Source organism: Erythrobacter sp. THAF29 (assembly GCF_009363635.1).
Lineage (GTDB): Bacteria > Pseudomonadota > Alphaproteobacteria > Sphingomonadales > Sphingomonadaceae > Erythrobacter.
Window position 1 is genome coordinate 944,452 of the sequence record NZ_CP045392.1, and the last position, 13,049, is coordinate 957,500.

13 protein-coding genes (1 of these 13 running past the window's edge) are annotated in these 13,049 nt (G+C 62.8%); 9 read left to right on the forward strand and 4 right to left on the reverse strand.

Annotated features, from left to right (window positions below):
• The first annotated feature begins 40 nt into the window (after nt 1–40).
• From FIU90_RS04690 to ssb, 3 genes are all read left to right on the forward strand, one after another.
• On the forward strand, nt 41–709 hold the full coding sequence (locus FIU90_RS04690; protein WP_152433729.1) for an ankyrin repeat domain-containing protein: 669 nt from the start codon (nt 41–43) through the stop codon (nt 707–709).
• A 1-nt stretch (nt 710) separates the two neighbouring features.
• Nucleotides 711–1,376 carry a COQ9 family protein gene (locus FIU90_RS04695; RefSeq protein ID WP_152433730.1) on the forward strand — a complete coding sequence of 222 codons (666 nt, stop codon included), beginning with the start codon at nt 711–713 and terminating at the stop codon, nt 1,374–1,376.
• A 135-nt stretch (nt 1,377–1,511) separates the two neighbouring features.
• Nucleotides 1,512–2,045: a single-stranded DNA-binding protein gene (gene ssb, locus FIU90_RS04700; protein ID WP_152433731.1), complete on the forward strand. Its 534-nt coding sequence runs from the start codon at nt 1,512–1,514 to the stop codon at nt 2,043–2,045.
• A 47-nt stretch (nt 2,046–2,092) separates the two neighbouring features.
• On the opposite strand, the gene FIU90_RS04705 is transcribed toward ssb, so the two are convergent.
• Both FIU90_RS04705 and FIU90_RS04710 read right to left on the reverse strand, forming a co-directional pair.
• Nucleotides 2,093–2,641: a YceD family protein gene (locus FIU90_RS04705; RefSeq protein ID WP_152433732.1), complete on the reverse strand. Its 549-nt coding sequence runs from the start codon at nt 2,639–2,641 to the stop codon at nt 2,093–2,095.
• On the reverse strand, nt 2,641–3,168 hold the full coding sequence (locus FIU90_RS04710; RefSeq protein ID WP_152433733.1) for a ubiquinol-cytochrome C chaperone family protein: 528 nt from the start codon (nt 3,166–3,168) through the stop codon (nt 2,641–2,643). The genes FIU90_RS04705 and FIU90_RS04710 overlap by 1 nt, the downstream gene beginning before the upstream one ends.
• A 217-nt stretch (nt 3,169–3,385) precedes the next feature.
• Between FIU90_RS04710 and FIU90_RS04715 the strand changes: the two genes are divergently transcribed.
• The 6 genes from FIU90_RS04715 to FIU90_RS04740 all read left to right on the forward strand — a co-directional run bounded on the left by FIU90_RS04715 (nt 3,386) and on the right by FIU90_RS04740 (nt 10,279).
• Nucleotides 3,386–3,877 carry an outer membrane protein assembly factor BamE gene (locus FIU90_RS04715; protein WP_152433734.1) on the forward strand — a complete coding sequence of 164 codons (492 nt, stop codon included), beginning with the start codon at nt 3,386–3,388 and terminating at the stop codon, nt 3,875–3,877.
• A gap of 42 nt (nt 3,878–3,919) precedes the next feature.
• A complete protein-coding gene (hslV, locus tag FIU90_RS04720) occupies nt 3,920–4,480 on the forward strand; it encodes an ATP-dependent protease subunit HslV (protein WP_152433735.1) in 561 nt (186 codons plus the stop codon).
• A gap of 57 nt (nt 4,481–4,537) precedes the next feature.
• Nucleotides 4,538–5,602, forward strand: a complete 1,065-nt coding sequence (locus FIU90_RS04725; protein WP_172970179.1) for an acyltransferase — start codon at nt 4,538–4,540, stop codon at nt 5,600–5,602.
• Between the two features lie 9 nt (nt 5,603–5,611).
• Nucleotides 5,612–6,910 carry an ATP-dependent protease ATPase subunit HslU gene (hslU, locus tag FIU90_RS04730; RefSeq protein WP_152433737.1) on the forward strand — a complete coding sequence of 433 codons (1,299 nt, stop codon included), beginning with the start codon at nt 5,612–5,614 and terminating at the stop codon, nt 6,908–6,910.
• The gene (locus FIU90_RS04735) at nt 6,910–7,311 is read left to right on the forward strand and encodes an ACT domain-containing protein (RefSeq protein WP_152433738.1); all 402 of its coding nucleotides are present in this window, start codon (nt 6,910–6,912) and stop codon (nt 7,309–7,311) included. The genes hslU and FIU90_RS04735 overlap by 1 nt, the downstream gene beginning before the upstream one ends.
• A 97-nt stretch (nt 7,312–7,408) precedes the next feature.
• Nucleotides 7,409–10,279, forward strand: a complete 2,871-nt coding sequence (locus tag FIU90_RS04740) for a pitrilysin family protein (protein ID WP_152433739.1) — start codon at nt 7,409–7,411, stop codon at nt 10,277–10,279.
• Between the two features lie 9 nt (nt 10,280–10,288).
• Here the strand turns inward: FIU90_RS04740 and FIU90_RS04745 are convergent, their stop codons facing one another.
• Together FIU90_RS04745 and FIU90_RS04750 are read right to left on the reverse strand one after the other, a co-directional pair.
• Complete coding sequence (locus FIU90_RS04745) at nt 10,289–12,130, reverse strand: ABC transporter ATP-binding protein/permease (protein ID WP_152433740.1); 1,842 nt, start codon at nt 12,128–12,130, stop codon at nt 10,289–10,291.
• Between the two features lie 53 nt (nt 12,131–12,183).
• Nucleotides 12,184–13,049: the 3' portion of an aspartyl protease family protein gene (locus FIU90_RS04750; protein WP_152433741.1), read on the reverse strand. 133 nt of this gene lie beyond the right edge of the window; only the last 866 of its 999 coding nucleotides appear in the window; the start codon falls outside the window, past its right edge; it ends in the stop codon at nt 12,184–12,186.

Sequence of the window (13,049 nt, forward strand, 5' to 3'; positions counted from 1 at the left end):
CGTTGAAACGGGGCTCTCACAGCACAATGTGTGACAGGTAATGACTAAGGATCAAAGCGTGCTCGCTTATGTTTTGCGCAAGTTAGGTCGTCGCGGCGCGATTGCCAGTGCGGTGATGGCAAGTTTGGTTGCAACGGGTGCGGCAAGTCCGGCGGCGGCGCAGCTCTATTCAAAGGGTTACCAGTTCCTCGAAGCGGTCGATGAGCGCGACGGCGACACTGCGACCGAAATGCTGAACGATCCTGGCGCCGGCCGCACTTTGGTCAACACCCGCGACATTACCACCGGCGATACCGGTCTGCACATCGTGACCAAGCGTCGCGACACGCTGTGGATCCGGTTCCTGCAACAGCGCGGGGCCGATCCCAATATCCGCAACAAGCGGGGCGAGACCCCGCTGCAAATTGCGGTTCGCATGGGGTACATCGAAGGGGTCGAGCAGCTGATCAAAGGTGGCGCCGACATCAGTGTGGCCGACAGTCAGGGTGAGACCCCGCTGATCTCCGCCGTGCACCAGCGTAATCACGAACTCGTCGGAAGGCTCCTGAAAGAGGGTGCCGATCCTGATCGCAACGATAATTCGGGCCGCTCGGCGCGTGACTACATGGAGCTGATGCGCGAGAATACGCTGCTCAGGCTCGAATTCGAAAAAGCCGACGAGGAACGCAAGGAAAAGGGAACCGACAAGCAGTACGGGCCTTCTTTCTGACATGACCGATCCCAAATTCGAGGACATGACGTTGGAAGAGCTGCGCATCGCGCTCGCTCCCGACATCGCCGCTTCCGCCATTTTCGATGGGTGGAACGAGACCGCGCTACTCGCCGCCGCCGACATGGCGGGGTGCGATCCCGATATCGCCAAGCTCGCCTTCAAGGGCGGGCCCATGGAGATGATCGAAGCATGGATCACCTCGGTCGATATCGCCATGGAAAAGGAGTGGCCGCCCGAAAGGCTCGCCGAACTCAAGATCCGCGAGCGCATCCGGACGCTGATCGCGTTCCGGCTGGAGGCGGTAGCGGACATTGACGAGGCGGTGCGTCGCGCGCTGGCTATCATGGCGATGCCGCAAAACGTGCCGCGTGCGTTGCAACTGGGCTGGCGCACGGCGGACATCATGTGGCGGCTCGCCGGAGACACCTCGACCGATTACAACCACTATACAAAGCGCACGATTCTCGCCGGGATCTATTCGGCGACGCTCGCCGTCTTCATCAACGATGACAGTCCGGGCAAGGAAAAGACCTACGAATTCCTTGATCGCCGGATCGACGGAGTGATGAAATTCGAGAAAGTGAAGGCTCAGTTCCTGAACAAGGACCGCGAGCTTCCGAGCCTCACGCGCTTCCTCGGGCGGCTGCGCTACCCCAGCCGCTGACCTTGCAACAGAAATATCCGAACTGACGGGGATAACGGCTTCGCGGTCTTATCACCGCCCACACGCTCGCCTATGACCATTGAGAATCGCGGCCATGGAGTCGCGCGCAATTCTTGATTTGGAAGGGGTATTTCGATGGCGGGTTCGCTCAACAAGGTCATGCTGATCGGCAATCTGGGTGCGGACCCGGAAATCCGCAGCTTCCAGAATGGTGGCCGCGTTGCCAACCTGCGCATCGCCACCAGCGAGACGTGGAAAGACCGCAATACCGGGGAGCGTCAGGAACGCACCGAGTGGCACACCGTCGCGATCTTTTCCGAAGGCCTGGTCAACGTGGTCGAAAACTACCTTAAGAAGGGCTCGAAGGTTTACGTCGAAGGCCAGCTCCAGACACGTAAGTGGCAGGACCAGAACGGGCAGGATCGCTATTCGACCGAGGTTGTCCTGCGCGGCTATAACGGCACTTTGACCATGCTCGATGGTGCTGGCGGTGGCGGCGGAGGCGGTCGCTCGAGTGGAGGCGGCTTCGGCGGCGGCGGTGGATCGGGCTATGGCGGCGCAGGCGGCCAGGGCGGCGGCTTTGGTGGCGGAGGCCAGGGCGGCGGCGGTCAAGGCGGCAGCCAAGGTGGCGGCGGCTACGACGACCTCGACGACGACATTCCGTTTTGAGCGTCGGAAAACGCAGAATTCAGCAAGGGCTGGCCGGGTTTGTTCGGTCAGCCCTTTTTGCTGAGCGCCGATAGCGCTTCCGCCAGCGGGCCGCTCTGGGCATCGTCGCCGGTGATGCCGGCGCGCTTGCGGGCTTCGTCGGCATTTGGCCCCTCGGCGTATGGATCGATCGCTAGACCGAGCGTCTGGGCAATGGCTTCGCCAAGGTCGAACATATCGCCCGAATATTCGATTTCGTCGCAGTCATCGGCTTCGAGCTCGATCTCGACCTCTTCGTCATCGTTCGAAGCGACCGCGATGTCTTGCTCCTCGATAAAGCGCAGTTCCACCCCTTCCTCGATCTTTGCCGGGAAAGCTTCGCCCGAAATCGCGCAAATCTGCTGGATATCGGCGGAGAGCGTGCCGGTTGCGCGGATCGCGGTTGCGGTAGCTGCGAGGTCGATCTCGGCGTGGAGCCGGTCGATCCCGGCGAGTCCGAACCGGGTCGCCAGTGCCGCGCGTTCGCCAGCGTCAGCCTCGATGACGATGGCATCACCGGGCAAGGGGCGAACCTTGATCATCCGCGAGAGCTCCGGGGCAGGGGGCCTTTCCGCCATCACCAGATCCCGCTCGCCTTGAGGATTTCCTCATCGCTGAAGCCCGCGAGCCGCCCGGACAGCGCGAGCAGCTTATCGGCGACGCATTGCGCTGCGGTATCCTCGTCGGCGCCTTCCGCGAAGTTCACATTGCGCCGCACCGCGCCGACCAGCTTTTCGCGGTCCTTCTCGACCAGTGCGCCGCGATACGCGCCGAGCCTGCCGCCGAGCACGCTCATGAGTTTCCCGACATGCTTGCCGACGACCACGTCATTGACGCCGAGCTCTCTCAGTTGCCCGTCCATATCTTCCACGAACAGTTCGGCCAGTAGCGCGCTTTCCGAACGCATGTCGCTCGCCTCGACACGGACCATGACTGTGCACAGGACGGCGGTGATGAGGTCAAACCGACCGCCGACCGTGTCCGCTACCTTGCAGTCTGTGTAGAACGATGGCTCGCGCGCGAGCTCGACCACGCGGTGCCACAGCGGGCGCACGCCTTCGCGCGGGTCTGGTGCGGTGCCAAGCAGTTTCGAAAGGAAGGACATGAGTGGACAGGATCTTTCTTGACGGGCCTTGCCGTTACAACTGATCGCCGGTGGGCTCGTTCCAACAGCGTTCAGCCGCAATTAAACCGGTTGCGCCCAGCTCGTGTCGCAAGCGACATTGCAAGGCTGCGAGCTTCGCCTTAAGGCATCTCGAAACGCATATAGGATGCCGCGGCCATGCGGCAACAACTGGAATAGACGGGATTTGACGGTCAACATGGGTCAATCGAAAATTCTCACGGCTGCTGGCAGGGGTCGGATTGCGAAGCTGGCGCTGCTGGGCGGCGCGCTGCTGTCGCTGGGTGCCTGCGCCTCGATCCAGGAATCGCGCGGCTATGTGATCGACCAGGTCCTGCTGCAGTCAATTCAGCCGGGCATCGACAACAAGCGTTCTGTCGAAGGCACTCTGGGGCGACCGACCTTCACCAGCCAGTTCGGCGAGCAGACCTGGTACTACATTTCGAGCGTCACGGCCCGCAAACCATTCGTGCGCCCGCGCATTCGCAACCATTCGGTGCTCGCGATCAAGTTCGACGAGGATGGCAATGTCGCCATGGTCGATCGCAAGGGTGTCGAAGAGGTCGTTTATCTCCAGCCCGATGGCGACAAGACACCGACACTGGGTCGCGAACGCGGCTTCCTAGAAGACCTGTTCGGCAATATTGGGCAGGTCGGCAGCGGTGCGGGCCCCGCCGGGCCAGGCCAGTAGGGCCAGCTTGACCCCTCCGCATCAGCGCCCATATCTCGGCGCATGAGCAACGATCAGGCGAGCCACGGCCTTACCCAGTGGCACGGTACCACCATTGTCGGCGTAAAGCGGGGCGAAAAGATCGTCATCGCGGGCGACGGTCAGGTTTCGATGGGCAACACCGTGATGAAGCCCAATGCAAGGAAGGTCCGCCGCATCGGCGAGGGCGGCAAAGTCGTCGCCGGATTTGCAGGCGCAACCGCCGATGCGTTCACACTCTTCGAACGGCTCGAGAAAAAGCTCGAACAATATTCCGGCCAGCTGATGCGCGCCGCGGTCGAGCTCGCCAAGGACTGGCGCACCGACAAGTATCTGCGCAATCTCGAAGCGCTGATGATCGTCGCCGACAAGGACAGCCTGCTGGTGCTGACCGGCAATGGCGACGTGCTTGAACCAGAAGGAGGGATCGCCGCGATCGGATCGGGCGGCAATTACGCGCTCGCCGCCGCGCGCGCTCTCGCCGAATACGAGGAGGACGCGGAACAGATCGCGCGCAAGGCGATGGCGGTTGCAGCCGATATCTGCGTCTTCACCAATGGCAATGTAACGATTGAGACGGTCTAGGAGAGGCCTCGACAACCCGAAAGCGAGCTGGGGGAGGCGGGCGCAATCGGCATGGGTGTGAGCGAGAAGAATATCGCAATCCAGCTGATGCGCATTCTCGCAGCGTCTTACGTCGCGTTTGTTCACCTGGCCTTCGCTTTCGCTGATCACGTTGGCAATGGCCTTGGTATCCCGCGCCCGCCGTATATCTTTGCGGAAACGGCGGTCGCGCTGTTTTTCGTAGTCTCGGGCTATGTGATGGTTACCTCATCACGCGAGATGTTCGGGCGGCCCCGCGCGACACTCACATTCTGGCGTCGCCGGATCGTTCGGATCATGCCGTCCTATTGGCTCGCGACCCTTGCGCTCGCAGTCATTCTCGGGGTTCTCTACGCGCGCTGGGTCGGTGGCAACGAGCTTGCGCTCTCCCTGTTTCTCATCCCCTATCGGCCCGCTGACGCAGGCCTGCCTCCGTTGCCGTTTCTTTGGCCGGGATGGACGCTGTTTTATGAGATGCTCTTCTATGCCCTGTTCGGCCTGTTCATCGGGCTAGGCCGGGAACGCACCATAATCGCTGTTGCCATGGCACTCATCGTATTGGCGCTCGTCGGGTACGCGGTTACACCGGACTCCGCGCCTTTCTTCATGGCGACGCGATCGATCGGGCTCGTCTTTATCGGCGGCATGGTGCTTGCTCTGTGGCGTGCGCGGGGAAGGTCACTGCCGAACCCGATGCGCCTCGCTGCAGCCTTGGCGGGCGTCGCAGCCCTGTGTCTCATCGGCTCGGCGCAAACCGCCAGTCCCGATGCGCCAAGCTTCTCGGCAATGTCGGGGATCCCTGCGATCCTTTTCGCGCTCGCACTCGTCGGCGGCTCCAACTCTCTGCCCCGACCGCGCCTGATCGATGAGCTCGGCAACATGAGTTATGCGCTGTACCTGTTCCACGTACCCGTCGCCTGGGGATGGCAGTGGCTTTATTTCAACCTCCCCTTGGGATCGCCGAATGCATGGCTATTCCTTGTCGGGGCCATTTCGGTCACGCTCGCGTTCAGCTGGCTCTATTTCCGATATCTGGAGCGTCCGATGACCGTGGGGTTGAACCGGCTGGCAGGCTCGCCACATTCGCCGGCAACAACGGACTAAGAAAGAAGCATGGACAACCTCACTCCCAAGGCGATTGTCGCCGCACTGGACGAACACATCATCGGGCAGAAGGACGCGAAGCGCGCGGTTGCCGTGGCTTTGCGCAATCGCTGGCGCCGCCAGCGCCTCGGCGCGGAGCTGCGCGACGAAGTCACGCCCAAGAACATCCTTATGATCGGCCCGACCGGCTGCGGCAAAACCGAGATCAGCCGCCGGCTCGCCAAGCTTGCCGAAGCGCCGTTCGTGAAGGTCGAGGCGACCAAGTTCACCGAGGTCGGCTATGTTGGCCGCGACGTCGAACAGATCGCGCGCGACCTCGTCGAAGAAGCGATCCGGCTCGAGAAAGACCGGCGGCGCGAGGCTGTGCGCGAGGCCGCGAGCGAAGCGGCGATGGACCGGCTGCTCGATGCACTCGTCGGCCAGAACGCGTCGGAAGCCACCCGCGAGAGCTTCCGCCAGCGGATCGTCGACAATTCGATGAACGAGACCGAGGTGGAGATCGAGGTGCAGGACCACCCCTCCATGCCGTTCGACATGGGCGGTGCGGGCAGCAATGTCGGGATGATCGACCTTAGCGACATGCTTGGTAAGGCGATGGGCAAAGCCCCCACAAAGCGCCGCAAGCTCCGCGTCCCCGATGCGTGGGACAAGCTGGTCGACGAGGAAGCGGAGAAGCGCATGGACCAGGACGATGTCGCCCGCGTCGCGCTCGAAAATGCGGAGACCAACGGGATCGTATTCCTCGACGAAATCGACAAGATCGCCGTGTCGGATGTGCGCGGCGGCAGCGTGAGCCGCGAAGGTGTTCAGCGCGACCTGCTGCCGCTGATCGAGGGCACCACGGTTTCGACCAAATACGGCCCGATGAAGACCGACCACGTGCTTTTCATCGCATCCGGCGCGTTCCACGTTGCCAAGCCATCAGACATGCTGCCTGAACTGCAGGGTCGCCTGCCGATCCGCGTCGAACTGCGTGCGCTCACCGAGGAGGATTTCGTGCGGATCCTGTCGGAAACCCGCGCCAACCTTGTCGAGCAATACAAGGCGCTGATCGGGACGGAAAAGGTCGAGCTCGACGTGACCGAGGACGCGGTTCAGGAGGTCGCGAAGATCGCCGCAACCGTGAACGAAAATGTCGAGAATATCGGCGCTCGCCGTCTGCAGACAGTCATGGAAAAGCTGCTCGAGGAGATCAGCTTCGAAGCAGAGGAGCACACCGGCGAGACGGTGACGATCGACGCGGCCTATGTGCGCGAACGGCTCGAAGGGCTCGCTGGCAACACCGACCTTTCCAAGTACATACTCTGATGACCGGCAAGCCCGTAAGCGACTTGCAGGAAATGCTGGCGGGCATGGAGCCGGAGCTGCACGAGCGCCCCTATCGCATTGTCGCGCATGGTCCGGACGACGATTCCATCGGACTGCTCGGCAAGACCTTTGCCCTCATTCACGAGGAGGAGGGCGCAACGCTCGTCCTTCGCGCCAGAGAGCACGATGCGGGGCCGCATTTCGCTCGTATTACCTTGCAGGTCCACTCCGCTCTTGAAGGCGTTGGTCTCACCGCCGCCGTTTCGACCGCGCTCGCAAAAGACGGGATTGCCTGCAACGTGATCGCCGGTTTTCACCACGACCACCTGTTCGTTCCCTGGGAGCGCCGCGAGGAGGCGCTTGCAATCCTACGATCTCTCTCCGAAGACGCGCGTCGATAAGTCTCGACTTTTCGTAGGCTCCGCCAAGGCTCGCCCTTGAGCCTTGCTGCGAGCCGCGCTTTAATTGGCCGACGAAATCTAAACGGGGCTGACACACATGATCCGCAAGACCCTCGCAGCTAGCGCTGCCGCCATCGCCGTCGCATGGGCCGCGCCTGTTTTCGCCGACGATCACGCCGAAGCCAGCGCGCCGACGCTCTCCGCGCCGGAAATCGAATACACGATGTGGACACTCGACAATGGCCTGCGCGTCATCGCCATTCCCGACGCCTCGACCAGCACTGTCACCACCTCGCTGTGGTACGATATCGGCTCGAAGCTCGACCCCGAGGGGCGCAGCGGTTTCGCGCACCTGTTCGAACACATCCTCAGCCGCAAGACCGAGAACATGCCGTATAACATGATCTACGGGCTGACGGCGGATATCGGCGGGACGCGCAACGCCTCCAACTGGATCGACCGAACCAATTATTACGAGCAGGTCCCCGCGCAATATCTCGAAACGATGCTGTGGACCCATCGCGAACGCATGGCGAAGGTCGTGGTCGACGAAGAAGTCTTCGAAACCGAGCGAGGCGTGGTGAAGGAGGAGCTGCGCCAGCGCGTGCTTGCGCCGCCCTATGGCCGACTGTTCCGTTTCGTCGTTCCCGAGAACGTCTACGACGTCATGCCGCATCGCCGACCGGGCATAGGCTCGATCGAGGACCTCGACAGCGCGACGCTCGACGATGCGCGCGCCTTTTACGAGGCCTATTACGGACCCGACACCGCAACGCTGATCGTGGCGGGCAATTTCGAGATGGAGAACTTGCGCGCGCTGGTGGACGAGTATTTCGCCGACATCCCGCGCCGCGCCAATCCGGTGGACCTTGCGATCGAGACGCGCGAACCCGAACTCGACGGTCCGCGCACCGTCAACGCGACCGCGCCCAACGTTCCGCTGCCCGTCGTCGGTGCGCTGTGGAAGGCTCCGCCGACGACGCATCACGATGCTGCGGCGCTCGAAGTGCTCGAGGCGATCATGGCGCGCGGCGATAACAGCCGGCTCGACAACGCGCTGATCCGCACCGGCAAGGCGGTTGATGTGTCGGCGAGCGTGCTACTGTTTCGTGAGGCAGGACAGATCGGCGCATATGCCTTCGTTTCGGACGAGGAATCGATGGCTGCGGCCGAAGCCGCTCTCGACGAGGAAATCGCAAAGCTGCGCACCGCTCCCGTCACCGAAGCGGAACTTGCCGAGGCCAAGAGCGAGATTATTGCCAGCACTTTGCGCCGCCGGGAAACCGCGCGGGGCCGCGCTTTCGAGCTGGGCGAAGCGCTCGTTTCTTCGGGCGATCCCGAATTCGCCGATCGTCGCCTGGCCGAGATAACCGAGGTTAGCGCCGAAGACGTCATGCGCGTCGCGGCAACCTATCTCGATCCGATGCAGCGCATCAGCGTGACCTACACGCGCGGCGAGGATGATCCGGGACGGTACGCCAACCCTGTTCCCATGCCCGAATTCCGCACGTTGCCCCCTGCCGTGGGTGCAATCCGTTCGGTGAAGCCAGAGGGTGAACGCATGGCGCCTCCGGGGCCCGGCGCGGCACCCGAAGTCGCCGCACCGGAAATTGTCGAGTCTTCGTTGTCGAACGGCATCCGCGTCGTCGCGATTCAAACCGGCGACGTGCCCATCGCGACCGTTTCGATGCTGTTTCCGGGCGGCAGCAAGACCGACCCGCGCGAGAAGGCGGGCATAGCGCAGCTTGCCGCAGGCCTCGCGGACAAGGGCGTTCTCGGCATCGACGCGCCGCAAATCGCTGCGACATTCGAGAGCCTCGGAGCGAGCTTCGGCGGCGGAGCGGGGAGCGACGGCACCAGCTTCAGCCTCACCGCGCCGGTCGCCAATCTCGACAAAGCGGGTGAAATGGCCGCGCGGATCGTGAAGTTCGCAACCTATCCGCAGAAAGAGTTCCTGCGCGAGCGCAAGCGCGGGATGGACGGGCTGCAGGTCAACATGAAAGAGCCGGGCAGCCTCGCACGCTTCGTGACCCGCGTGGTAATGTATGACGATGCCGCATACGGTACGTTGCCGAGCGGTACGCCGGAAAGCCTGGCCGCAATCACCCGCGAAGACCTCGTCGCGCACCGGCAGGCATATTTCCACCCCGACCGCATGCAGATCGTGGTGAGCGGCGGCATCGATCCTCAGGCCGCAGTCGCCCTCGCGGAGGACATGTTCGGCGACTGGGAGGTGGCAACACCAGCGGGTGCGATTCCCGAGGAGGCGGCGGGCGATCTGCAACCCGTGCGCACAATCGTGGTCGATATGCCCGATGCGGGTCAGGCCTCTGTCATTGCTGCGGTTCGCGCGCCGTCGCGCACCGATGAGGATTATTTCTCGCTCGAGCTCGCCAACAGCGTGCTTGGCGGCGGATCGAGCGGGCGGCTCTTCGAGGAAATTCGCACCAAGCGCTCGCTCAGCTACGGCGCCTATTCGGGGTTTGCCGATCGTGCGGATGACAGCATACTCACTGCCAGCGCCCAGACCAAGAACGAAACCGCCGACGAGGTTGCGCAGATCTTCCTCAATGAATTCGAGCGCCTGGGAAGCGAGCCGCTGGATGAAGACCTGCTCGCAAAGCGCAGGCTCTATATGTCGGGCTCTATGGCGAGGCGGCTGGAGACCAGCGGCGGCTTCAACAGCACGGTTGCGACGCTGCTCCAGCAGGGGCTCGAGCCTGCCGAGGCAGTGCGGTTCGCCCAGCGGCTCGAAGCGGTGAGCGCCGAAGAAGCGAGCGTGGCGGCGCGCGACTATGTCGATCCGGCCAAGGCAACCATCGTCATTGTCGGCGATGCCGACCAGTTTCTCGACGGGTTGAAGGGAATTCGCGGCAATGTGGAAGTGGTCCCGGCCAGCAAGCTCGACCTTGCCTCGGCACAGCTGTTCAAATCGCTCGAACCCGCCGATACGGCAGGCGGAGACTAGCGCTTACTCCTATTCCGCCACTTCGGCCTCGCCTTCGCCTTCATCACGACGCTCGGCTGCCTGTTGCATCCACATCTCGGCGTAGAGCCCGCCTTTCGCGATAAGCTCGTCATGCGTGCCGCTTTCGGCGAGCCGGCCACCATCGAGCACCAGGATGCGGTCGGCATCGGCGATGGTCGAAAGCCGGTGCGCTATAGCGATGGTGGTGCGACCTTCCTCGAGCCGCTTCAATGTCCCGAGGATTTCCTGCTCGGTGCGGGTGTCGAGCGCGCTCGTCGCTTCGTCGAGCAGGAGGATCGGCGGGTTCTTCACCAGGGTCCGCGCGATGGCGACGCGCTGCTTTTCGCCGCCTGAAAGCTTCAACCCGCGCTCACCCACCATGGTCTCGAACCGGTCGGGGAGGCGCTCGATTAGCGGCATGAGCGCGGCGTCGCGCGCAGCCCGTTCGACCTGCGTCTCGCTGGCGCCTTCTGCGCCATAGGCGATGTTGTAGCGAAGGGTGTCGTTGAACAGCACGCTGTCTTGCGGGACGATCCCGATGGCCGCGCGCACGCTGTCCTGCTGCACCTCCTTGATGTCCTGACCGTCGATCAGCACACGACCGCCCTGCGGATCGTAAAAGCGGAAGAGCAGCCGCCCGATGGTCGATTTGCCCGCACCCGATGGACCGACGATCGCGACCGACGACCCGGCGGGGACCTCGAAACTGAGCCCGTCCAGGATGGTGCGCCCGTCTTCGTACTGGAACGTGACATTGTCGAAGGTCACGTGCGGCTCTTTCACGACCAATGCGGGCGCGCCTGGCGCATCGTTCACTTCGGTTTCAGTGTCCATCAGCTTGAACATCTCGGCCATATCGACGAGGCCCTGCCGAATCGTGCGATAGACCCATCCCAACAGGTCGAGCGGGCGGAAGAGCTGGAGCAGGTAGGTGTTCACGAATACGAGATCGCCAACGGTCAGTTCTCCCCGGCTCCAGCCCCAGACGGTGTAGGTCATCGCGCCTGCCATAAGCAGGTTCGTGATGAGCGCCTGCGTGATATTGAGAAGGCCGAGCGAATTCTCTGACTTGATCGCCGCCTCGGCATAGGCGCGCGCCGCGCCCGAATAGCGCGCCTCCTCGCGTTTCTCTGCGCCGAAGTATTTGACCGTCTCGAAGTTCAGCAGCGAATCCACCGCGCGGTGGAGCGCCTGTCCGTCGAGATCGTTCATCTCGCGCCGCAGCTTGGTGCGCCATTCGGTGATCCATCGCGTGACGAGGATATAGGTGACGACCGTGAACCCGGTTGCGGCGACCAGTTCCCAGCCGAAATTGAGATAGAAGATGACGCCGACGGCGATCAGTTCGATGGCAGTCGGGGCGATATTGAACAGCAGGAAGTAGAGCATCGAATCGATGCTCTTGGTCCCACGCTCGATGATCTTCGTGACCTCGCCTGTGCGGCGGGTAAGGTGGAATTTCAGGCTGAGACGATGGAGCCGATGAAACACGTCTTCGGCAAGTGCCAGCGTCGCCGCCTGTCCCACACGCTCGAAGGCTATGTTGCGAAGATTGTCGAACAGCACCGAAGTGAAGCGACCGAGGCCGTAGGCGGCGACCAGTGCGAGCGCGACGCTTGCGCCATCGCCGACCGGCCCCGCCATTGCATCGGCCGCGCCTTTGTAGGCAAATGGGAGAGCCAGCACTGTCGCTTTGGCTGCCAAAACGAAGAGCAGCGCGATGATAATCCGCCGCCTAAGAGGCCAGTTACCCTTTGGCCAGAGATAGGGAAGGAACCGCCGGAGCGTCGCCCAGCCTTCGGCCTCGGGAGGAGCCGTTGGACGGTCGGAAGAGGCGGTATCGGGCGGCATCGCGCTGCCCCATGTGGGCGCGCGCTAGCGATCCGGCAAGGTCGGGGCGTGGATCAGCGAATGCGCGGCGTGACGTAGTTGCTCTGATTCACGCGCCGCATCGCGCGCGCAACGTCGCGCGGTACATCGAAGAGGATGCGCTGGCTGCCGAAGTCGATGGCAACGCGGTCGAACATCTTCAAATGCTGCATCCCGATCGAGAGCACTGGCTGGTCTTTCAGCCCAAGCGCCTCAAAAGCAGGCGCATCGGCGAAGGTCAGCGGCACGTTTCTCAGGGCCAGCCCCTCGATTTCCAGGCTGCGCACATAGGCAAGGTCGCCAGTCATGGTCACGCCGTTGACATCCATTGTCAGGACTTCCGCACGGCGGCGTGCGCGGATGCGCTCCTGCAAAGCGAGATTGCCGAGGCTCGCCTGTGCGCCGGTGTCTATGATCACTGTCGCGCGCACGCCTTCGACCATGGCGTCGGTTATAAGAAGCTGCCCGAGCTTCTGCCTCGCGCGCACGATGATCTCGAAGCCGCGGCGCGACATCTTCTTGGTCACGTCCTCGAGCGTGATCGTTTCCTTTCGGAAGTCGATGAGCACGCGGAAATCCTGCAGGGAATCGAGTCCGATGATCCCGTCTGCGCCGAGGTGGTCGCGGTTGAGGACCGGCGCGGTGATGTTGTGGATCGTATGCGTGCCGACGACGAGGTCGTTCACTTCGACCACTTCGACTTCGCGCCTGCTCGCCATACCAACCACGGTCGCAAGGCCCAGACGCGGGAGGGCAAGGCCCCTGTCGATCTGGTGCGTGACGGCGGTTGCCTGGCTGCCGGTGTCGATCAGGAAGTCGAATGGACCCGATCCGCCGATAGTGACGGGGATCGTCATACGCCGATTGCGTTCCTCCTCGAGGTCGAGGACCTGCGTGCCTT